This window comes from Brevibacillus sp. FW301-21C12A (assembly GCF_058788915.1).
On record NZ_JBYTBG010000015.1, the window covers coordinates 56,266 to 76,157 of the forward strand.

20 protein-coding genes are annotated in these 19,892 nt (G+C 55.3%); 11 read left to right on the forward strand and 9 right to left on the reverse strand.

The window, feature by feature from the left end; all coding sequences use genetic code 11:
- Positions 1-77 precede the first annotated feature (77 nt).
- Both AC3WQH_RS11905 and AC3WQH_RS11910 read right to left on the reverse strand, forming a co-directional pair.
- Positions 78-1,007, reverse strand: coding sequence for a DNA-3-methyladenine glycosylase family protein (locus AC3WQH_RS11905; protein ID WP_492332055.1), 930 nt, complete (start codon positions 1,005-1,007; stop codon positions 78-80).
- A gap of 101 nt (positions 1,008-1,108) precedes the next feature.
- Positions 1,109-2,029 carry a proline dehydrogenase family protein gene (locus AC3WQH_RS11910; protein ID WP_005830024.1) on the reverse strand — a complete coding sequence of 307 codons (921 nt, stop codon included), beginning with the start codon at positions 2,027-2,029 and terminating at the stop codon, positions 1,109-1,111.
- Between the two features lie 237 nt (positions 2,030-2,266).
- Between AC3WQH_RS11910 and AC3WQH_RS11915 the strand changes: the two genes are divergently transcribed.
- The 3 genes from AC3WQH_RS11915 to AC3WQH_RS11925 are packed head-to-tail and all read left to right on the forward strand — an operon-like array spanning position 2,267 to position 6,437.
- Positions 2,267-3,997, forward strand: coding sequence for a sigma-54 interaction domain-containing protein (locus tag AC3WQH_RS11915; RefSeq protein ID WP_290426715.1), 1,731 nt, complete (start codon positions 2,267-2,269; stop codon positions 3,995-3,997).
- Complete coding sequence (locus AC3WQH_RS11920; protein ID WP_238501808.1) at positions 3,988-5,130, forward strand: winged helix-turn-helix domain-containing protein; 1,143 nt, start codon at positions 3,988-3,990, stop codon at positions 5,128-5,130. The genes AC3WQH_RS11915 and AC3WQH_RS11920 overlap by 10 nt, the downstream gene beginning before the upstream one ends.
- A gap of 59 nt (positions 5,131-5,189) precedes the next feature.
- On the forward strand, positions 5,190-6,437 hold the full coding sequence (locus AC3WQH_RS11925) for an MFS transporter (RefSeq protein WP_122952696.1): 1,248 nt from the start codon (positions 5,190-5,192) through the stop codon (positions 6,435-6,437).
- Here the strand turns inward: AC3WQH_RS11925 and AC3WQH_RS11930 are convergent.
- Together AC3WQH_RS11930 and AC3WQH_RS11935 are read right to left on the reverse strand one after the other, a co-directional pair.
- Positions 6,409-6,855 (reverse strand): PQQ-dependent sugar dehydrogenase, encoded by a 447-nt coding sequence (locus tag AC3WQH_RS11930; RefSeq protein ID WP_005830018.1) that lies wholly within the window; start codon positions 6,853-6,855, stop codon positions 6,409-6,411. The genes AC3WQH_RS11925 and AC3WQH_RS11930 overlap by 29 nt on opposite strands.
- Positions 6,856-7,300: 445 nt before the next feature.
- Positions 7,301-7,921 (reverse strand): PilZ domain-containing protein, encoded by a 621-nt coding sequence (locus AC3WQH_RS11935; protein ID WP_005830015.1) that lies wholly within the window; start codon positions 7,919-7,921, stop codon positions 7,301-7,303.
- A 118-nt stretch (positions 7,922-8,039) separates the two neighbouring features.
- Here AC3WQH_RS11935 and AC3WQH_RS11940 point away from each other — a divergent pair, with 118 nt between their 5' ends.
- Positions 8,040-8,213: a DUF5325 family protein gene (locus AC3WQH_RS11940; RefSeq protein WP_005830013.1), complete on the forward strand. Its 174-nt coding sequence runs from the start codon at positions 8,040-8,042 to the stop codon at positions 8,211-8,213.
- Positions 8,214-8,224: 11 nt separating this feature from the next.
- Here AC3WQH_RS11940 and AC3WQH_RS11945 read toward each other — a convergent pair whose 3' ends face one another.
- Positions 8,225-9,280 carry a tetraprenyl-beta-curcumene synthase family protein gene (locus tag AC3WQH_RS11945; RefSeq protein ID WP_007783385.1) on the reverse strand — a complete coding sequence of 352 codons (1,056 nt, stop codon included), beginning with the start codon at positions 9,278-9,280 and terminating at the stop codon, positions 8,225-8,227.
- 62 nt (positions 9,281-9,342) lie between these two features.
- Positions 9,343-10,275: a response regulator gene (locus AC3WQH_RS11950; protein WP_492332056.1), complete on the reverse strand. Its 933-nt coding sequence runs from the start codon at positions 10,273-10,275 to the stop codon at positions 9,343-9,345.
- 344 nt (positions 10,276-10,619) lie between these two features.
- Between AC3WQH_RS11950 and AC3WQH_RS11955 the strand changes: the two genes are divergently transcribed.
- From AC3WQH_RS11955 to AC3WQH_RS11965, 3 genes are read left to right on the forward strand one after another with little or no spacing between them, the layout of a single operon-like run.
- Positions 10,620-11,567, forward strand: coding sequence for a TAXI family TRAP transporter solute-binding subunit (locus tag AC3WQH_RS11955; protein WP_005830008.1), 948 nt, complete (start codon positions 10,620-10,622; stop codon positions 11,565-11,567).
- Between the two features lie 6 nt (positions 11,568-11,573).
- Entirely contained in the window at positions 11,574-12,107 is a 534-nt protein-coding gene (locus tag AC3WQH_RS11960; RefSeq protein WP_005830006.1) for a DUF1850 domain-containing protein, read from the forward strand.
- Entirely contained in the window at positions 12,104-14,047 is a 1,944-nt protein-coding gene (locus AC3WQH_RS11965; RefSeq protein WP_290426713.1) for a TRAP transporter permease, read from the forward strand. Before AC3WQH_RS11960 ends, AC3WQH_RS11965 begins: the two co-directional genes overlap by 4 nt.
- A 101-nt stretch (positions 14,048-14,148) precedes the next feature.
- Here AC3WQH_RS11965 and AC3WQH_RS11970 read toward each other — a convergent pair whose 3' ends face one another.
- A complete protein-coding gene (locus AC3WQH_RS11970; protein ID WP_005830003.1) occupies positions 14,149-15,060 on the reverse strand; it encodes a CvfB family protein in 912 nt (303 codons plus the stop codon).
- Between the two features lie 190 nt (positions 15,061-15,250).
- On the opposite strand from AC3WQH_RS11970, the gene AC3WQH_RS11975 reads away from it, so the two are divergent.
- On the forward strand, positions 15,251-16,030 hold the full coding sequence (locus AC3WQH_RS11975; protein ID WP_005830002.1) for an undecaprenyl-diphosphate phosphatase: 780 nt from the start codon (positions 15,251-15,253) through the stop codon (positions 16,028-16,030).
- A gap of 51 nt (positions 16,031-16,081) precedes the next feature.
- Here the strand turns inward: AC3WQH_RS11975 and AC3WQH_RS11980 are convergent, their stop codons facing one another.
- Positions 16,082-16,288, reverse strand: coding sequence for a hypothetical protein (locus tag AC3WQH_RS11980; protein ID WP_005830001.1), 207 nt, complete (start codon positions 16,286-16,288; stop codon positions 16,082-16,084).
- A gap of 80 nt (positions 16,289-16,368) precedes the next feature.
- The gene (locus AC3WQH_RS11985; protein WP_005829999.1) at positions 16,369-16,707 is read right to left on the reverse strand and encodes a toprim domain-containing protein; all 339 of its coding nucleotides are present in this window, start codon (positions 16,705-16,707) and stop codon (positions 16,369-16,371) included.
- Between the two features lie 154 nt (positions 16,708-16,861).
- On the opposite strand from AC3WQH_RS11985, the gene AC3WQH_RS11990 reads away from it, so the two are divergent.
- From AC3WQH_RS11990 to AC3WQH_RS12000, 3 genes are all read left to right on the forward strand, one after another.
- A complete protein-coding gene (locus tag AC3WQH_RS11990; protein WP_007783398.1) occupies positions 16,862-17,020 on the forward strand; it encodes a hypothetical protein in 159 nt (52 codons plus the stop codon).
- 163 nt (positions 17,021-17,183) lie between these two features.
- Complete coding sequence (locus AC3WQH_RS11995) at positions 17,184-18,431, forward strand: MFS transporter (RefSeq protein ID WP_005829996.1); 1,248 nt, start codon at positions 17,184-17,186, stop codon at positions 18,429-18,431.
- Positions 18,432-18,554: 123 nt separating this feature from the next.
- Positions 18,555-19,889: an ammonium transporter gene (locus AC3WQH_RS12000; protein WP_005829994.1), complete on the forward strand. Its 1,335-nt coding sequence runs from the start codon at positions 18,555-18,557 to the stop codon at positions 19,887-19,889.
- Positions 19,890-19,892: the final 3 nt, after the last annotated feature.

A 19,892-nucleotide genomic window follows, 5' to 3' on the forward strand; every position in this document is an offset into this window, starting at 1 on the left:
TTAGTATAACTTAATATTTCTTCACTTTTCAACAGTCGATTTGTTGAAAAGTAAAGAATTTTTGGCAAACAAGGGAGCTACTCCTCCCAAACCTCTTTTCGCTTCACCGCTCCCACCGCTTCCCAAATGTAGAGAGAGTAAATGCTGCGCCATGGCGCCCAGCGCTCTCCTATCCGGCGAATTTCTCGCTCGTCCGGCTTGTTGTCCATTTTGTACACGAGCGCGATCCCGTTGCGCAGCCCGATGTCCGCTGCCGGCAGCAAATTAGGGCGGCCCATTCCGAACATCAGCAGGCACTCGACCGTCCAGCGGCCAATGCCGCGCAGGGTAGTCAAATGCGCGATAATCTCCTCGTCCTCCATCGCCCACAGCCGCTCCAAATCAACCTTTCCGTCCACAATCGCACGCGCGTAGTCAATGATATACTCGGCTTTTCGCTGGCTGAACTGCAACGGGCGCAAGTCTTCGGTCGACAGCCGCGCGACGGCCTCCGCAGTCGGAAACGCGAGAAATTTCACGCCTTGCTCGTCTGCCACCTCTTCGCCAGCCAGCGTCAGCAAACGCTGGGTCAGATTCGCCGCAAAGGTTAAATTAATTTGCTGACCAATTATCGTCTTGACCATCGACTGAAACAGATCAGAGTCGTGCATCAGCCGCAGGCCGGAAAAGCGATCGACAAGCACAGCCAGCTCCGGCTCTTCTCTCATCTGCTCGTAAATCGGCAAAAGGTCGAGGTCTGCGCTGAAAACGTGACGAATCGTCCGTTCCAGCTCGCGCTGCTCCGCCGCAGACAAGGCAGAGGCCGTCTCGTTTTTCAGGGCAGGCTGTTCAAGCTCGCCGACAAATTGTACGCGCGTCAACACCGGGCGCGTCCCGACCCGAAAAATGCGCCGCAGCATGTTGTGTTCCGGCTGTACTTCCAGTTGCGGATCAGGATGGGTTTGCAGGCGCTGCAGCAGACGCTCGAAAGAATACGGAGGTGTCAGTGGAATGGTGAATGTACGCACGAAAAACGGCCCCTTTCTCCCTAAAGGAAAATTCTTGCTCCATCCTAACACAAAACACCTCCGAAAGCTCTTTCGGAGGTGTCTTCTTTAGCATGCCCGCCTTACTTCGTAAACATTCCTTTGAGCACGAACTTCACGTTTGCCGGGCTTTCTGCCAGACGACGCATGAAGTAGCCGTACCAGTCGTTGCCGTATGGGACGTAGACGCGCATTTTGTACCCTTCACGAGCGAGGTCGATTTGGGATTGGGTGCGAATGCCGTACAGCATCTGGAATTCAAACTGGGTGCGCGGAATGTTGTATTCTTTTTCCAACTGCTTCACATAGGCGATAATGTTGTCGTCGTGGGTTGCCACCGCAGCGTATCCGCCGTTCAGTAAATGCTGCTTGATGATTTTTTTGTAGTTTTCGTCTACATCGGCCTTGTTCGGGTACGCTACTTCCGGCGACTCCTTGTAAGCGCCTTTTACCAGACGGAAGTTCACCTTTTTGTCCTTCAGGCTGTCGATGTCGTCGGATGCCTTGTACAAATACGCCTGAATCACGGTTCCCACGTTTTCGTATTCTTCCAGCAGCTCGTTCAAAATTTCCATCGTTACATGGTTGTGTGCGTAGTCTTCCATGTCGATCCGCACGAAAATGTTGCCGTTTTTCTTCGCCGAGTCGAGAATGCGGCGCATGTTGGTCATGCACAGCTCACGGCTGATGTCCAGGCCGAGCGAGGTCATTTTCAGCGACAGGTTGCAGTCTACGCCGGACTGGTGAATCGCTTCCAACGTTTTGATGCAGTAGTCAGCAGACTCGTTTGCTTCTTCCAGGCTGAAAACAAATTCCCCCAGATGGTCGAGCGTGCACACAAGACCTTGCTGGTTCAGTTTGCGAACGGCGGCGATGGCTTCTGCAATCGTGACACCGGATACAAAGCGGCCGGCCCCGAAGCGCAGGCCCCATTTTTTAGCAGCCGCGTTCAGTGCTTTGTTTTTGGATAAAAATAAGAAAAAATCTTTCATGGCTTGTTCCATCGTTGACTGTCTCCTCCTCAACGTACTCTGCGTCATTTGTACTAGCATGAACCATGCCAACGCATCTTGGTAAGCTATATTTGACTTTGCCAATGGTTACGGAACACGAATGCTGTACATACTTTTCAACACATATGTACATTTCGTGTCTATCCTTGTACACTTCTGATTAGATACGATTCGCAGCAGGCAAGAGCCAGTTCCTTTTACCTGTTAGTGTGGATAGGAAGTGACGATTTGAAACCTCTCTTTTCAATGGATAGTGCTGTCTCTGACTTGGCCGCTCCCGTGAATCCTGTCGATGTCAAAATACGCGAAGGCGAAAAAGAAGGTGTGTGGCAAGAAGGCGAGCGTGCCGTAAAGGTGCTTCCCGTCCCCCGGACAGCTACGCTTGCGCAATGCCTGGGGCAAATCCGTCAGGCGCTCGCTTCCGCCCATTTGCCCACGCTGGCAGTTGTCGATGAAGCAGGACGTGCAACAGGGATTGTCTTGCCCCAGCAACTGCTGGAGGCATTTGCCAACCTGGCCCAAAACCAGTCTGTTTTGCTCAGCACCTTGATGGATACGATGAGCGAAGCGATTACGATTGTGGACTCCAACAACATCGTCCAGTACTGGAACCGGGCAGCGGAAACGATTTATGAGATCGACCGGGCGCAAGTGCTGGGCACTTCACTCGACGAGCATTTTGCCAGCGAGTCCATCCGGCTCCTCGACGCCTTGCGCCAAGGCACGTCAGTCCAACGGGTTTACCACATTCCCCGTCCAGACAGCCACGTCCTGATTAACGCCGCCCCGATTCGCCAGGGGGGGCAGATCATCGGGGCGATCTCCATCGAGCAAGATATTACGGAGCTTGTCCGCCTGAATGAAGAGTTGGCGCACACGACCGCACACTTGCACAATCTGCAGCAGGAAATGAGCAGGTTCCAGGCGGCCGACGACCCTTTTTACGCGATCAAAGGGCATTCTGCCCCCATCCAGTCTGCCATCAGTTCGGCCAAAAAAGTCGCGCAGACCGATGCCACCGTGCTGATCTACGGCGAGAGCGGCGTAGGCAAAGAATTGTTTGCCAAAGCGATCCACCAGGCCAGTCGGCGGCGGGAAAAGCCGTTTGTCGCGATTAACTGCGGAGCGATTCCGGCTGCCTTGTTCGAAAGCGAGCTGTTCGGCTATCAGGGCGGAGCTTTTACGGGGGCGGAGAAAAAAGGCAAGCCCGGCAAGCTGGAGCTGGCGCATGGCGGCACGCTTTTCCTCGACGAAATCGGCGAGCTGCCCCTGGAGTTGCAGGTCAAGCTGCTTCGCGCCCTGCAAGAGCGGCAGTTTTACCGCGTAGGCGGAACCGAGCCGATCACCGTCAATACCCGGATCATCGCAGCAACCAACCGCCAGCTTGAGCAGATGGTGGCCGACGGACGATTCCGCGAAGACCTGTACTATCGGCTCAACGTGTTTTCGCTGGAGATTCCTCCGCTGCGTGCGCGGCGCGAAGATTTGCCGGAGCTGGTGCAAATTTTCATCCACGAGTATTCCGTCGCGCACGAGCAAGCCGTCCCCCGCATCCCGTCCGAAGTCATGCAGGCGCTGTACGACTACAGTTGGCCCGGAAACATCCGGCAATTGCGCAATGTCATCGAACGGCTGTCGATCCTGCAAGAAAACGGCGTCATCTCGCCGGAGCATTTGCCAAGCGTCATCCGCTCCCAGCCCGAACCGATTGCCCCTGCTTCCTTCGCCTCGCTGGGCGGTGCGTACACAGCGCCTGCTGCGTTGCATCCGGCCCCGGCCACTCCGCTTGCCCTGCACCATCCGGCAGGACCAACGGAAAAAGAACGGGTCATCGCCGCTCTGGAGCGCACGTACGGCAACAAAAAGGCGGCTGCCGAGCTGCTCGGCATTTCGCGCGGCACTCTTTACAATAAGATGAAGAAATACGGTCTTGATGGGGAGTCGTTCAGATGGAATTGATCGCCTGGGAGGATGACAAGCTGGAAGTTCGCTACGGCGGGGAAGGCATTGTGCTTTTGCCGAAGGAATACGCTTTGCTGAAATATTTGTACACGTGGAAAAACCGGAGCTTTTCCCGGGAAAGCCTGCTCGACGCCGTATGGCCGCTGGAGGACCCGACTGACCGCACGATTGACGACCACATTTACCGGCTGCGCAAAAAGCTGCAAAAATGGTCGCACCTGTTCACGATCGACACAGTGCGGGGAGTCGGCTACCGGCTGAGCTGGAAGCAGCATCAGCCGCCCCAGTTGCATGCCTGGAAGCAGGACTTTTCGGAAAGTATCCGCACGATGCTGTCCGCCTATCACGGCATGGGGATGGGCGCGGCCCTGCAAACTCTCGCGGCCAACCAGGAAGTGCTCGGCTTTCAGTTGGACCCTTTTTACGCCATCTACATCCGCTTTGTCACGGGCGACTTTGCCTGGTTTGTCGCAGACGACGACACGCCCCTGTCGGAAAAGCTGTTTTATCTTTTTCACCTGTATCACATGACCGAAATGGATGCAGAGCAAACCGCCAAGCTGTTCCAGACCATCGTCAAACATCAGGCGTCCATGCCGCAAATTTTTCAGGATGAGCTGCAAATCAACGCAGTCGCCCTGTATGCCAACATGGGGGAGTGGGAGCTGGCGCAAAAGCAGGTCGCGCACGCCCGGACGATCGTCGAGCAGATGGATTCGGACAGCTTTACCTTGTTTTTGCTGGCGGGCGAAACAAGGCTTGCGCTGCTGTCCGGATCGGTCGAAAAAGCCGAGGGGCTGCTGCAGCAAGCATTTGCCATCCTGCACAGGCTGCCGATGCAGCGTGAGGTGGGCAGCTTCAAGCTGCTGCAAGGGCTTTGCCAGTATCGCCAGCAGGAGATCGCCAAAGCGCGGCGGCTGGTGGATGAAGGAGTCGAAGTCATCCGGGCCACCCAGTTTGTCCCGCACCTGATCTACGCGGTGCACAACATCCTGCTGTTTTTCCGCCACGTCCCTTGCGATGCCAAATGGCAGAGCCGCTACGAAAAAATGTGGCACGACTTGGCTGTGCAGTACCAGTTCGAGCATTTGAAAAAGTCGGTCGTCCACAAGCTTTCTGCCCTCTTATGATACGCCTCTGACAAATCCCTTTTATCATCGAATCAGTTCGAAGCGATGGAGGGATTTTTTTGCTTACCGAAAACAAGACGTTTCGCACGCTGCTTTTCGCTTACGGGCTGTCTACGCTAGGGGACTGGTTCGACTTTATCGCGGTCGCCATCTTCCTGGGCTACGTCTGGCATGCCGATCCGATGACGATGGCGCTTTTGCCGATTGCGTATGCGGCTCCCGGCATTTTGCTCGGACAATTCGCCGGGGTGCTGGCCGATCGTGTCCATAAAGTACGCATGATGATCGCGGCAAATCTGATTCAGGCGAGCCTCACCCTGCTGTTGCTCGCCATGCCTGATCCGCTCTGGTTTCTGCTCGTCATCGCCTTGCGCTCCTGCGCTTCCGTCTTCAACGATCCGGCTCAGCAAACCTTGACGCGGCAAATCGTCGCACCGGAGCAACTGCTTCAGGCGACCTCGCTGAACGGAGCCGTTTTCCAAAGCGGCAAGCTGATCGGTCCACTGATCGGCGGGATGGTCGCCGCCATGGTGACACCAGCGCTCTGCCTCATCATCAATGCCGTGAGCTACCTGCTCTCCGCCGTCTTGCTTTTGACCATTCGCCACGTGGAGAAAAAGCTCCCCCGCCCCGCTTCGTGGGAAAAAACGATTCCGTTTCGCCTCGCCTGGCAGGAAGGCTGGGCCGTGTTTTTGCAAAACCGCGTCTTGCTGTTTAGCTCGCTTTTTTCCTTGCTGGCGATGATGGCGATTCAGCTTGCGGACGCGCAGTTGCCTGTCGTGTTCAGGGAAAAAGTGCCGGGGCATCCGGAGGTCGTCGGGTATTCCGTCAGTGTGATCGGGCTTGGGGCCTTGCTCACGATCACCTGGTTGCATCGGCGCAAAACGATTCGCTCGTTCGGCTGGGTGCTTGGGGGCGGCGTGCTTTTGATCGGCGCGTGCTTTGCCTGGATCGGCCTGTTCCAGCCGGGCGGCGGCATCCACTGGCTGCTGGCGGCTTCGCTGCTCGCTGGCATCGGTACGGGACTGACTTCGGTCGGCACCAACTACCTCGTGCAAAAAGAAACGCCCACGCACGCACTCGGCCGAGTCAGGGGCATTATTGATTCGCTGTCCAGCGCGACGTTTATTGTGGCGCCGTTACTGGGCGGCGCACTGATGACCTGGCTCGGGCCGGCGCAAGCCTTTTTGTGGGTCGGCTCGCTGGTCGGGGCTGTCGGCGGCGGGGCGATTCTTTTGCAGCGCTGGATTTGGGGAAAGCGCGACGCAGACACTGCCGCTACGGCTGCTGCAAAACAAGCCGGATGATCCGGTCATCCCCGTCTCTCGGCTCGCCGCGCCCATCGCGGTTGTTGGTCAAAAGGTAGAGCGATCCATCCGGGCCTTCCACAACATCGCGCAGACGTCCTAGCTCATTGGCAAAAATCGTGGACGCCTCTGTGACGGCATCGGCGCGGCCAGGGTCCAGCTTCACGCGCAATAGTTGCTGACCGCGCAAGTTCGCAATGAGCAACTGCCCTGCCCACGGCCCTTTGCGGACAAAAGCCATGCCAGACGGTGCCCATGTCTCGTCTTTGCTTTGCCAGATCGGAGTTCGCATCCCTTGCTGCTCCTGATCGCCCGTGATCGCGGGCCAGCCGTAGTTTCCTTTTGGCTCGATCCGGTTCAGTTCATCGTGCGCCGACGGGCCGTGCTCGGAGCTGTACCACCTCGCGATTCTTTTCATGCCATCCCTCCTTTGGGTTTGATCCAGTGCGAATCAGGCAGCATTTTCGCTCGGATTCGTTCGTCCGGCGCTTGTCCAGCCCGGGCAAAAGAGCCTCGCCAGCAAACAAACTGCCTGTGATGGCCGAACCGCTTTGCGTACATCGGCTCCCACATGGACAAGAGAACTTGTTCCGTGCCAACAGCCGCCCGCTCCCATGCAGCACGATGACGGCAAGCAAATGAACGGACACTTCAAAACGGACAAAAGACTGAAAGATCAGAATGAAAATGACGTTATACAGACAAAGCTTCGCGAGCCAACGTTTTTGTTCCTCTTTTTGCTGAACAAAAAACCTGCCCCCTAAATCCGAAGACGCCCCCATCGCCACTACCCCAATCATTTCTAACGAAGCGGCCTGATTGCAAAAAAAAAAATTGGTCCCGTTGACCAATTCGCGAAAAAATTATTCGATTTTCACTTGCCTGCGTTCCTCGATTTGCCTGTGCAAAATGTACTTGCGCAAATTGTGGAAGTGCCGGGCCGTGATTGCTTTGATCGTGCAGCCGTAAAAGTAGTGGGGGCCTTCAATCCGTTCGTGAATGACTTGCAGCTCTGCCTTTACTACCCCGTCCGGCCTGTTTCGTCCGTACAGCTCAAAAGAAAACACAATGGCCTGGTCGATCGGGACGGGCTTGTCTGCCCGAAACGCCAGTCCTCCAAGGCTCAAGTTCACCAAATAGGCCATTTGACTGTACACGGAAAAAAACGAATCCGGCTCCTGAGTCGGATATTGCACCCAGCCTTTTACCTCCATGTCGAAGCGGGGATAGCGCCTACGCTGCTCGCGGAACTCGCTGATCGTAGGCGAATGGAACAAAAACAGCCGATTTTTGTCCTTCGCCACCACGACGGCATCAAAATTGCTGATGGTTTCATAATCAGCGGTCAACAAGCAAGGAATCTGATCGCCGACAGTCACTTCCAGGTGACGGGGGAAAACCGCTTCGATCAAGTCTCCTTCTTCATATGTCACATGGCCTTCCACCAATTGATTCCCTTTTCTAATTTGTATAATGCTTTCCATCTACGTTCTCCACCACTTCGTACAGTAATTTACTAGGTTTTCCGGAATCTTTCCCTAGATGCTTTTCGCGGAAAATAAGGTATAATGGGAACATTGACAGATAGGAGGTTACAAACCGATGAATCGTTATCAAATGGTAACACTGGCTTTGGCATTTTGCGTAACCGCCTGTCTCATCGGAGTTGGCATTTCCATCGGGGAAAAAAGCCCCCTCGGCATCCTTGGTTGTATCGTTGTTGCCTTCTCATTGATGGGATTTGGCTTTTCGTACAAGCGCAAGCATATGCGCTAACCTCTTCTCCGTTATCGCCGTACAAGCAGGCTGTTCACGTAAAACAGAACAGATGGCAAACCTTTTGCCTGTTTCAGCAGTTGTCTAGCGATAGTATAAATGTGTGGCTGACTGCGGTTTACTTTGCGATCAGCCAGATAAAATGCGACCAGCCCGTCCACGATCATACGGTGAAATGCAGGATTTGGCAAGCGTTTAACGCTTGCCTTTGCTTGTTTAATGAAAAATTGCAAGCGCTCCGTCGCCACCTGCTCGGAATCGTAGTAGCTTACGAAGTTCAAGTCCCCGCCCAGTCTGTCTTCCTCCAGGTCAATCAAGTAATCCAGCAGTATATGTAATCCGCAAAGCCACGGAAAATAAGCCTCGCTGACCGTGTTGATCGTCTCCTCGCTGACATCGTCCTCTGTCGCCAGGCAAAACAGGGCAAAAATCCCGATCGTCGAGCCTGTTACCGCCGCAAACTCCTGCCATTGCAAATAGTCGTATCGCTCCTTGTACTCATCCCACCAGGCCAAAAGCTCGCCCTCGCGCAAATGCTGGGCGATGTGCTTGTGCACTTGCAGATCGCTATACAAACAGGAAAAGACGAGCACTTGCGGCTGAATCTTGCTGTAAGCGGGCAACTGTGCTGCATACCGCTGACAGGTTTGCACCAATCCGGCCAAAAAGCCTCCGTCATCCTTGTCCTCGCGGTATTGGTAGTAATCGCGCAACGGCGCTCCAGGTGTCAGCGCATCCTGCATCGAGAAATGCAGTTGCCGAAAGTCTTTTGGGTCCAGTGAAGTGCTGCGATCGCACAAATTGTCCAGATAGTCGCTGATCGTCTGGTAAGCGACGATCAACGGCACGATCGTCTCCACGTACGGGATGACCTGCGTGGCGTAGACGCATCCTCCCTGGCAATGAAATTTTTTGGAGTTCATGCTGTCCTGCGCCTGCTTCCTGAGCTCCGGGTTGGGAATCGCCTGGGCTCGCTCGTACCAGGCTGCAAACTCCCGCTCCAGAACAGGCTGAACATGACGATAGACCCGATATAGTAACTGCCATGGATTGCGTAGTTCGCTCACATGCTTCCCTCCCAAAACAACAATAGAAATATCTTACCACATTTGCATGCGCACTCCAAAAGTCACCCTTGCAATACCCCTAGCCTTCTTTTTGCTTCCATGTAGAGGACGTAGATGAATTTTTTCGTGTGAATGCGGGTGGGAGGAATCGACATTTCCACCTGGTTTTCCAGCTCGCGCATGCGCTTGCGGACTTCCGTGAAATCAAAAAACAGGGCCGCGTAGCTTTCAAACTTCGGGTGGCCAAAATCGGTCAGCCCGAGAGAGGCGAGGTGCGTCAAAGCTTGATAGATCACTCTTCGCACTCGCTGCTCGGCTGCTTTGCTCTCTTTCTGGATCAAGGCAGCCACTCCTGTTCCCAGCTTGCGCTCCGCCACGGCGGCGAACATGTCGCGCAGCGAAGGGAGCTTCGCCTCGGTGCCGTTGTCCTTTTCGAAGCGATGCAAAATTTCCATCATCGCCAGCAAATCTTTGCTCCCTTTTTCGCTGATGACGCCAAGCTCGGTCAAAAGAAAGGTGGCCGAAGACAAAATGCTCCGCTCCGAATAGGCGTGCTCGACAGGCCGCGTGAAAGCCGTCTGCGCAGACAATACATGCAGGGTGCGCTGGATGCCCTCGATGGATTGCTGCAGCAAGATTCGCTCCCGCACCTTTTGCAATACGCTGATGACCTCCAGCCGATTCACAGGCTTCGTCACGTAGTATTCAATCCCGAGCGAATACGCCTCCGCGATCAACTCTTTCGACTCGATCTGCGAGATCATGACGATTTTTCCTGTGTAGCGGTTCAACTGCCGGATCGTCTCGATGCCATCCCGCTTGGGCATCAGCATGTCGATCAGTAAAATGTCCACCTGCTTCCAAATCAAAAAATCATGGTCAACGAGGGAGCCGTCCTCCGCTTCCCCGCACACCTCTCCCAAATCGGCATCTTCAACGATTTGAGCGAGCATGAATCGCACAGCAGCATCGTCGTCCACGATGAAGTAGCGCATCCGTCCACCCCTTTTTCGAATCAGACTCGCGACTGGCAAACCGTCGCGGGTATTTTTCTTGTGCATGGCCGATGATGCAGCGTATTAACGTGAAAGAGCGAAAGTCGATACAAAAACACCGTACGAAAAACCAGGACTGACAAAGATGGCGGCAAGCATAATTTTTCAAAATAAAAAGATAATTACCCTGATCCAATCTGTTCTGCACAAGACGAAGATGGGGAAGCACTGCCTTTCCTATTTTACTATATTTTTCTATAGGTTATTGTAGTTTTTTCTAGTCGTCCCCTTACAATTCGTAATGAACGATATATACATAATTTTCTGACAAGGGGGAATTGTTTTTGAAAAAGCGTTCTGTTCTCTTCTCGCTCATCTTGCTTCTCTCCATGGCCTGGATGACCGCATGTGGCGGCGGCAGCCAGCAACTGGTGATCGCGACAGGCGGCACAGGCGGCACGTACTATCCGCTCGGCGGCGGAATGGCCGACCATATCACGAAAAACGCCGGCGTGACAGCCACAGCGCAGGCTACGGGCGCCTCTGCCGAGAACATCCGGCTGCTTCGCGACAAAAAAGCGGATATCGCCTTTACGCAAAACGACATCGCCGAATACGCCGCAGCGGGAACGAACATGTTTCAGCAAGATGGCAAAATAGATTCGTTCCAGGCTTTGGGCGCTCTGTACGACGAGACGATTCAGATCGTCGTCTCGGCTGACAGCAACATCAAAAGCGTAGCCGATCTGAAAGGAAAGCGCGTCTCTGTCGGCGCTCCGGGCAGCGGTACGGAGATCAACGCCCAGCAAATTTTGGAGGCGTACGGGCTGACATTCGACGATACGCAGTTGCAGCGGCTCTCGTTTGCCGACTCGGCCAAGGCGATCCAGGACGGCAAGCTCGACGCCGCGTTCCAGACTGCCGGGACTCCAACTGCCGCCATCACCGAGCTGGCTGCCACGACAGGCGTGAAAATCATTCCGATCGACAACGACAAGATCGACGCGATTATCGCCAAATACCCTTACTACGTCAAAACAACCGTTCCTGCGAATACGTACCAGACCGTTCCCGAGGAAGTCACGACCGTGTCCGTCAAATCCATGCTGCTGATCCGCTCCGATCTCGACGAAGACCTCGTGTACAAGGTGACAAAGGCGATTTTCGATAACACCGACAAGCTCGGCCACGCCAAGGCCAAGGAGATCAAGCTCGACAGCGTGCTCAGCGGCGTCAGCATTCCGATCCATCCCGGGGCGAAAAAGTACTTTGACGAAAAAGGCGTGAAGTAACAGCGTATGGCTGCAATCCGGTCTGCGGCTTTTGGAGAGAGGCGGAATCTGTTCCGCCTTTTCTCCTTCCTGGCTTTGCTTTTGCTCGTCATCGTCGCTGTCATCCCGCTTTTTCCCGTCTTGGTGGTGCGCGACAGCACGAGCAACGAAGTTCTCTGGAGCCACCGCATCGCGCAGGACGGCTCCTTCGGCATTCGCTGGACTCATTCTATTCATCGTTCTACCGTCGAAGAGCGCTATCGTCTGGAAGCCGGGCAGATTGTCCTCGTTAAGCTCCGCTTTCACGACTACGGCATTGGCATGGAAAACGAACTGGCCGCAGGCGAGGAGCTGGCGCTCGCAGACGGACAGTTCGAAGTGCGCAACATGCACCGCGCCTTCCCCGCGCTCCATCTGTTTATCGGACAGGTTCGGGCGAATCATACGTTGCTTTTCGCCGGACAAGAGCTGCCGCTTCGCTCGATTGGCAAGCCCGGAGAGGCTGTCGTCATTCAGGCGGAAAAGCGATCCATTTTAAGCGAGTTAGGAGGTTACGAATGAGTACAACGAACATCAACCAGCAGGAAGTGGAAAAACTCATCGCGCAATACGACAAGGAATCCGCCACACGCCAGCTCGCCGGGCCGATGAAATGGATCACCTTTTGCCTGTTGGTCCTCTTTTCCCTCTACCAGCTTTCCAGCACGCTTTTCCTCGTCCTCCCGCCGCAAATCCATCGGCCGATCCATCTGGCGTTTGGACTTTGTCTCGTCTACCTGCTCTACTCAGGAACCGCCAAGGGCGACAAAGGAAAGGTCGGGCTCGTCAACATCGTTCTCGCTCTCCTGGGCGTAGCCGTCACGATGTACTGGGTGTTTGATTATGAGGGACTGGTCACGCGGACGGGCAACTACACGACATTGGACATGGCTGTAGGCGGAATCGCCATCCTGCTCGTGCTGGAAGCGGCGCGCCGCGTGGTCGGCATCCCGATCACCCTGATCGCCGTCATTTTTCTCGTCTACACGTATCTCGGCCCGTACATGCCGGGCTTTTTGCAGCATCGCGGCAGCGACCTCGACCGGATTATCGGCCACAGCTACTACACGTTGGAAGGGATATTGGGCACGCCGCTCGCCGTCTCGTCGACGTTCATTTTCCTGTTCGTGCTGTTCGGCGCGTTTCTGGAAAAGACAGGGGTAGGCGAGTATTTCAACGATTTGTCGCTCGTCATTGCCGGCAGACGAATCGGCGGCCCGGCCAAGGTAGCGGTGTTTTCCAGCGCCTTGCAAGGGACGATCAGCGGCAGCTCCGTCGCCAATGTCGTCACCTCTGGCGCCTTCACCATCCCGATGATGAAGCGGCTCGGCTACCGCTCGGAATTTGCCGCAGCCGTCGAAGCGTCCTCTTCCACAGGCGGACAGATTATGCCGCCCGTCATGGGGGCCGCCGCCTTTCTGATGGCGGAGTTCATCGGCGTGCCGTACCTGGAGATTGCCAAATCCGCGGCTTTGCCCGCGATCCTGTTTTTCGTGGGCATCTGGATCATGACGCACTTCGAAGCGAAGCGGCTCGGCCTACGCGGCTTGACACAGGAAGAGCTGCCCGACAAAAAAGCCGTGCTGAAAAAAATGTATCTACTCCTGCCGATCGCCATTATCATCGCCGCCTTGATGATGAATATTTCCGCCGAAAACTCCGCCATCATCGGAATCGTCTCAACCGTCGCAGTCGGCGCTTTTCGCAAAGAGACGCGCATGTCGGTTGCCGACATCCTCGAAGCGCTCGCCTCTGGCGCCCGCGTCGCTCTCGGCGTCGTGGCGGCGACGGCTTGCGCGGGAATCATCGTCGGTACGATCACGCTGACGGGCATCGGGCTCAAGCTGGCGAACGGACTGATCGACCTGGCAGGCGGGCAATTGTTCCTCACGCTGTTTTTCACGATGATCGCTTCCTTGATCTTGGGCATGGGGACGCCGACTACCGCGAATTACATCATCACCTCAACCATTGCCGCTCCCGCGCTGATCCAGTTGGGCGTGCCCGCGATCGCCGCCCATATGTTCACGTTTTACTTCGGGATCGTGGCTGACATTACGCCGCCTGTCGCGCTGGCCGCCTTCGCCGCATCGGGCATCGCCAAGTCCAAGCCGATTCTCACCGGAGTGGAGTCCACCCGACTTGCCATCGCCGCCTTCATGGCTCCTTATATTTTCGTCGTCTCGCCTGCGCTTTTGCTGATTGATACGACTTTTACCGAGTCGCTCTGGGTGATGTTTACTTCTACCGTCGGCATGATCGGGGTCGGGGCAGGGCTGATCGGATACTGGATGGCAAAAATGAATCTGCTGGAGCGGCTGCTCGCGGTCGTCGGAGGTGTGCTTGCCGTCATTCCCGGCCTCGCGACTGACATTCCTGGCTTCATCCTGCTCTCGCTCGGTTTTTGCTTCTCCTACTACAAAAGCCGCAAGCAAAAGCAGCAGGTGCAAGTCACTCCCTAGCCGGACGGCTTTCGCGCATGCTTCCCATGCTAAATTGAAAAATCCCTCCCGGCGCGTCCCCTCTGCTTGCAGCAAGCAAAGGGCGCGGGGGAGGGATTTGTTTATTTTTCGTCGTCGCGGCGGATGATTTTCGTCCAGCCGTCAACCTGTTCCACGCGGCGCTCCTTCATGAGCTTGCCGAGCGCCCGTTTGAAGCTGGACTTGCTCATCTGGAATTTTTCGCGGATGATATCGGCTTCCGTACTGTCCGTGTAAGGCATGGCCCCGTCACGATTAATCAAATAGCGCAAGAGCTTGTCCGCATCCTCGCCGTACTGCACTTCCTTGCGCTCCTTCATCGAGCCGTTCAGCCGCCCGTCTTCGCGCACGTAGCTGATGCGGCAGCGAATCGTCTGGCCCAAGCGCAGGCGGCCTACCATCTCGTCGCGGTGGATAAACAAAATATGGTCGTCCTCTGTCAGCAAAAACGCCCCTGCTGCAATGACCTTGTAGACGGTACCTTCCACCTGCTTGTTTCGCATGCTTTCGTCAGCGGGCACGGCGATTTTCGTCACTTCCGCTTCGGTTACAGGCTTGGCGAGCAGCCGTCCGAGCTTGTCCTGCTTCAATGTCACCAATATTTGATCGCGCGGGCGCGGCCATTCATCGGCGAGCTTTGGCAGGTCATCGACAAACAGCAGCAAATCTTTTTTGATCCCGTTGTCCAAAAACACGCCCATCCGCGGCGATACATCCACGACCTCCAGCCAGCCGTACTCTCCCATGCTGACATAAGGCATGTCCATCGTCGCTGCCAGCCGATTTTCGTGGTCGTGGTACAAAAACACTTCTACTTCATCGTCTACATGCAGACGCTCATGCGCTTCCTTTTCATGCAAAAACACTTCATCGTTGCCCTCGCGCAAAAAATAGCCGATCTCCGTTTTGCGCGCCACTGTCATGGTAAGCGTCATGCCCGCCTGCAGGCTTCCCGTCGCAGCCAACTGCGGCTCGCGTTTTTTCTTTTTGTGCATGGTTGTTTCTTCCTCACTCTCTTCCTATATGCACACTAACTATACCCATCCCGGCCGGGAAAATACCACAACTTTTTTTGCTCAGGCCGCCCCCAAAAGGCAAGTCTTGTCTCCGTGAACATACATATGACAGTAAGGCCCGGCTTGTACCCGGTTTCATTTTGCCAACAGACAGGAGTGACCTATGTCCATGCTCGTTCTCTTGGAACATATTTTCCTCGGAATCGTCCAGGGATTGACGGAGTTTTTGCCGATCTCCAGTACAGGCCATCTCGTCTTGTTCAGAAAGCTGTTCGGCATGCAGGAAGTCGGTCTGCTCTTCGACACGATGCTGCATTTCGGGACGCTGATCGCTGTCGTGATTGTATTTTGGCCGCAGATTCGCTACATCGTCTTAAACCCGTTTTCCAAGCTGACGAAGCTGCTCGTCGTCGGCACGATTCCTACGGCGGCGATCGGGCTTTTGTTCGAAGACTACTTCGAGGAGATTTCGCGCACCGGAATCACCATCGGCTGGGAGTTTCTCGCCACGGGCGCCATTTTGTGGGCCGTTGAATCCATGCGACGGGGCGAGCGCAAATTCGACGACATTCGCTACACGGATGCGCTCATCATCGGCACGCTGCAAGGGGCTGCGATCTTGCCCGCGATTTCCCGTTCGGGGCTGACGATCGCCGGAGCGCTCATGCGCGGAATCGACCGCGCCGACGCCGCGCGCTTTTCTTTTTTGATTTCCTTGCCTGCCATCCTGGGGGCATGCGTGCTGCAAACAGCCAAGCTGGCGGCTGCCCCGCTCGATACCGCGCTGCTCATCCCGATGCTCGTCGGAACGATGTGTGCCGGACTGGCCGGGTACGTCGCCATTCGCTGGATGCTGAAAATTATCAGCACAGGCTCGATGAAGGGTTTCGCTGTCTACGTCTGGGTATTGGGCGCTTTGATTCTCGCCCTCCAGTTTTTCGGCTGGTAGTCAGGAGAAAAGTGGAAAAAGGAAAAAGCCGGCTGCGCCAAAGCCGGCTTTTCATCTGCTTTCTTCCTTGTCAGGGTAACGGCTGGCGACCAGTTTGCCTACGAGCAAAATAATGCCGTAGAAGGCGGTAGCCAAGAGGGACGTCGCCAGCCAGGTCGCTGTACCCAGCGCGAGATAGAGCAGCGCATGAGCAATGAAAATGCCCAGCAGCCACATCAGGATGTTCATGCGATTTAAAAAGGTCATCAAGCCGCGCAATTGCCTTGCACCTCCACCAATCCATCTACTACTGTTATAGCCGATGGCGAGGTGTTTTATCCCCTGACGGCTTTCCAGCATCAGGAATCGAGGTTTACCACGGCAAATCCGGCCCGCTCCAATATTTCAGCCAACACAGGCAACGGCGTGCTCGCCACTTCCCTGTACATTTTCGGGGTGTAGAGATGCACAGCGTGCGGGAAATCGTCGGACAAGCTCGCCCGCAGTTTTTTGCCGCTGTCATCTTCATCGGTAAACAGGTACACTTCGTCTGCCGATTCCGCTTGCGCCAAAAGCTGCTCGCCTTTTTCCTGGCTGTAGGAGCCGTATGTGCAGTAGATGGTCACAGGCTCTGCCAGTACGCGGAGCAGTTGCTCCTTGTCTGTCTTCCCTTCCACGATAATGACACATCCTCCCATGCCATCCCCTCCTTTTTTACACAAACCTCTTTTCTCTATAGTATATCTTACGCTTCCACATAGACAGCCGCTCTGCGGGAAAATGTGGGACGATTACTTCTGCCGCTGGCTAGGCATCGTAAAACAGAAGCCAGATGATGAAGGGGGAAGCACCATGTCCAAGTTCAAAAGCGCGAAAAACTTGAACCAGAAAGGTTTGGCTGTAGCCGGACTGACCAGCAGCACCGTTGCGGACGACACGCATACCGACAACAACCAAGGCTCTTCCCGACAACAGCAGCACAACGAGCAAAACAACAGCACCCAAGGGTAAATTTTTTCAGCGGCTTCTTTCCGGAAGCCGTTTTTCATGAACGGAGCGCGCCTCTGGTTGAAACGGACAGCCAATCGTCTGATCGCTTCTTTACTTTCCCTCTTCGCCTTGCTACGCTTAGATCAAAATCTTTTGACTACGTACCATGAAGGAGAGATTACACGTGGACTCATCCTCGGTCTTATGGAAAAACCGCTCGTTTTTGAAGCTGTGGCTGGCGCAATTGACAGCCAACGTCGGAGATCAATGCTACAGCTTCGCCCTGCTCTGGTATTTGCTGCAGGCGACCAAGTCGGGAACGGCACTCAGCCTGCTAGCGATCCCGGAAATGGTGGCCGGACTGCTTTTTTACCTGATCGGCGGCGTGCTTGCGGATCGGTACAGCCCCCGCCTGCTGATGGTCGGCGCTGACGTCGCCCGCATATTTGTAGCGATCGGCGTCGGGATCATGGCTGCTATGGGCATCGAGCAGTTTGCCTTTTTTCTCGTGGCGCAATTTTTGCTCGGGCTGTTTTCCAGCCTGTTTCAGCCCGCACGCACAGTTGCGCTCAAGTCTGTCGTTTCGGTTGAACAACTGGGGCGGGCAAACGCGATTTTGGACACGACCTTTCGCACCGTCCGGATTGCAGCGCCGATGACGATCGGGCTGATTGCCGCAGCCGTGCCGCTCTCCACCCTGTTTTTCGTCAATGCCGCCAGCTACATGCTCTCTGTCGTTTTCTTGTATACGCTTCGCGTCTCCCTGCACGATCAGGCGACAGCCTCCGCAGCGAAAATGACTCCCGGCCAGTACGTGCGCGACATTGCAGAAGGGGTGCGGGAATTGCGCAAAAGCCGACTGCTGCTCCTGGTCTTGCTGTTTAGCAATATGGGCTTTCTCGTCTGGCAGGTGTGCTACAGTGTCGGCTTTCCTTTTCTCGCGGAACGCATCCAGCAAGGGGACGGGAGTACGCTGGCGATGCTGATGGGCTTTTACGGCGTAGGCAACCTGCTCGGCAGCCTGTACATGTCGCGGGCGTACTATACGCGCTACTTGCTGGTCATTCTCATCGGGTGGACGCTGCAAGCGGGTGGCTTTCTCCTGCTCGCCACAGGAGGCACGGTGCATTGGCTCGCTTTTCTCGGAGCAGCCGTAGCCGGGGTCGGCGGACCGTTCATCGGCATCCCGACCGTCACGGCGATCCAGATCAAGGCCGCCAGCAGCAGCACAGGCAAAATTTTTGCGATCAACATGCTGATCTTTACGTTCTTCTCGATGCTGTCGAGCAGCCTTGGCGCCATCTGGCTGGGAAGCTGGCCAGTAGAACAGCTCTTTTTCATCAGCGGGCTGTTTCTCGCCGCGATGTCTGCGACAGGATTTTTTATCGACCAACGAAATTCGCGCCAACAACACCAATCCGCCTCTGTGTAGACAGAAGGATTGGTGTTTTCTGTTTCTTTGTGAAAAAAGAATTGCATTCCGTTTTTACATGTCATATAATCTGACATAAATAAAATGAATGTCAGAATACCTGACATAAAAGGAGTGGAATGAATGGAACCGACTCTCACTGATCTATCGTCCGCCATTGATGCCACATGGGTCATGGTCTCGGCCATTTTGGTCATTCTCATGCAAGTAGGGTTTGCCTTGCTTGAGGCCGGATCGACCCGGATGAAAAACGCAGGCCACGTCGCAGGCAAAACCGTCCTCACCTTCGGCATTTGCTCCATCGCCTTTTGGGCGTTCGGCTTCGGTCTGACTTTTGGTGACGGCAACTCCTTCATCGGCTTATCCGGCTTTTTCTTCGACGGCTTGAAAAAGGACGCTTTCTCCGCCTTCTCTGCCGCTACGGTTCCGATCTCGATTCTCTTCCTCTTCCAGCTCGCCTTCGCGGCGGTTTCGCTGGCGATCGCCTGGGGCGGTTTTGCCGAGCGTGCCAAGCTGTCCGTTTACTTTATTTTCAGCGTATTGTTTACCGTCCTCATCTATCCTGTCGTCGGCCACTGGGTCTGGGGTGGAGGCTGGCTCGCCCAGCTCGGCATGCAAGACTTCGCCGGCTCCACGGTTGTCCATCTGCAAGGCGCCATCGTCGCACTCGTCGCTACCGTTCTGTTGAAGCCGCGCATCGGCAAATACAACCGTGACGGCAGCTCCAATTTGATCCCCGGCCACAACCAGGTGTACTCCGTGCTCGGCGTGCTGTTTCTGTGGATCGGCTGGTTCGGCTTCAACGCAGGCTCCACGCTCGGCAGCACCTCCGGCTTTTTCGGCTATGTCGCCGTTACGACTAATCTCGCTACAGCAGCAGGCGCTGTCGCCGCCCTCGCCATTTCCTGGATCGTCATGGGCAAAGCTGACATCCCGAGCATGCTGAACGGCGTTCTGGCCGCTCTCGTCGCCATCACTGCTTCGTGCGCATTCGTCGAGCCGTGGGCTGCCGTCGTGATCGGCGCAGTGTCAGGTATTCTTACATTCTATACTTCCATCTGGTTCGATCGCATGGGAATTGACGATCCGGTCTTCGCCTTTTCCGTTCACGGCGTAGCCGGAATCTGGGGCACGCTGTCCACTGGCCTGTTCGCTACGCCGGAGCTTGCGGAAAAAGTCGGGGTAGGCGGCGCCGGACTGTTTTACGGCGGCGGGCTGCACCAGCTCGGTGTACAGGCGCTTGGCCTCGCAGGCTCCATGGCTTATGTGTTTGTTGTAGCGTACGTCATTTTGTCCATCCTGAAAGCGACTATCGGACTTCGAGTCACAGAAGAAGAAGAGGTGGTTGGCCTTGACCTTAGCGAACACGGGGGATACGGTTATCCCGAACTACTGCAGCCCGAGCGCATTCGACCCTCTGCGTCCCAGCAAAGCGGCACCTCTCACACTCTCACCTGAGCA

Coding starts and splice junctions, on each gene's coding strand:
- AC3WQH_RS11975 (WP_005830002.1), top strand. CDS start 15,251: ATGCTCGTTCTCTTGGAACATATTTTCCTCGGAATCGTCCAGGGATTG.
- AC3WQH_RS11990 (WP_007783398.1), top strand. CDS start 16,862: ATGTCCAAGTTCAAAAGCGCGAAAAACTTGAACCAGAAAGGTTTGGCT.
- AC3WQH_RS11920 (WP_238501808.1), top strand. CDS start 3,988: ATGGAATTGATCGCCTGGGAGGATGACAAGCTGGAAGTTCGCTACGGC.
- AC3WQH_RS11910 (WP_005830024.1), bottom strand. CDS start 2,029: ATGGAACAAGCCATGAAAGATTTTTTCTTATTTTTATCCAAAAACAAA.
- AC3WQH_RS11970 (WP_005830003.1), bottom strand. CDS start 15,060: ATGCACAAAAAGAAAAAACGCGAGCCGCAGTTGGCTGCGACGGGAAGC.
- AC3WQH_RS11960 (WP_005830006.1), top strand. CDS start 11,574: ATGGCTGCAATCCGGTCTGCGGCTTTTGGAGAGAGGCGGAATCTGTTC.
- AC3WQH_RS11965 (WP_290426713.1), top strand. CDS start 12,104: ATGAGTACAACGAACATCAACCAGCAGGAAGTGGAAAAACTCATCGCG.
- AC3WQH_RS11935 (WP_005830015.1), bottom strand. CDS start 7,921: ATGGAAAGCATTATACAAATTAGAAAAGGGAATCAATTGGTGGAAGGC.
- AC3WQH_RS11985 (WP_005829999.1), bottom strand. CDS start 16,707: ATGGGAGGATGTGTCATTATCGTGGAAGGGAAGACAGACAAGGAGCAA.
- AC3WQH_RS11950 (WP_492332056.1), bottom strand. CDS start 10,275: ATGCGCTACTTCATCGTGGACGACGATGCTGCTGTGCGATTCATGCTC.
- AC3WQH_RS11940 (WP_005830013.1), top strand. CDS start 8,040: ATGAATCGTTATCAAATGGTAACACTGGCTTTGGCATTTTGCGTAACC.
- AC3WQH_RS12000 (WP_005829994.1), top strand. CDS start 18,555: ATGGAACCGACTCTCACTGATCTATCGTCCGCCATTGATGCCACATGG.
- AC3WQH_RS11930 (WP_005830018.1), bottom strand. CDS start 6,855: ATGAAAAGAATCGCGAGGTGGTACAGCTCCGAGCACGGCCCGTCGGCG.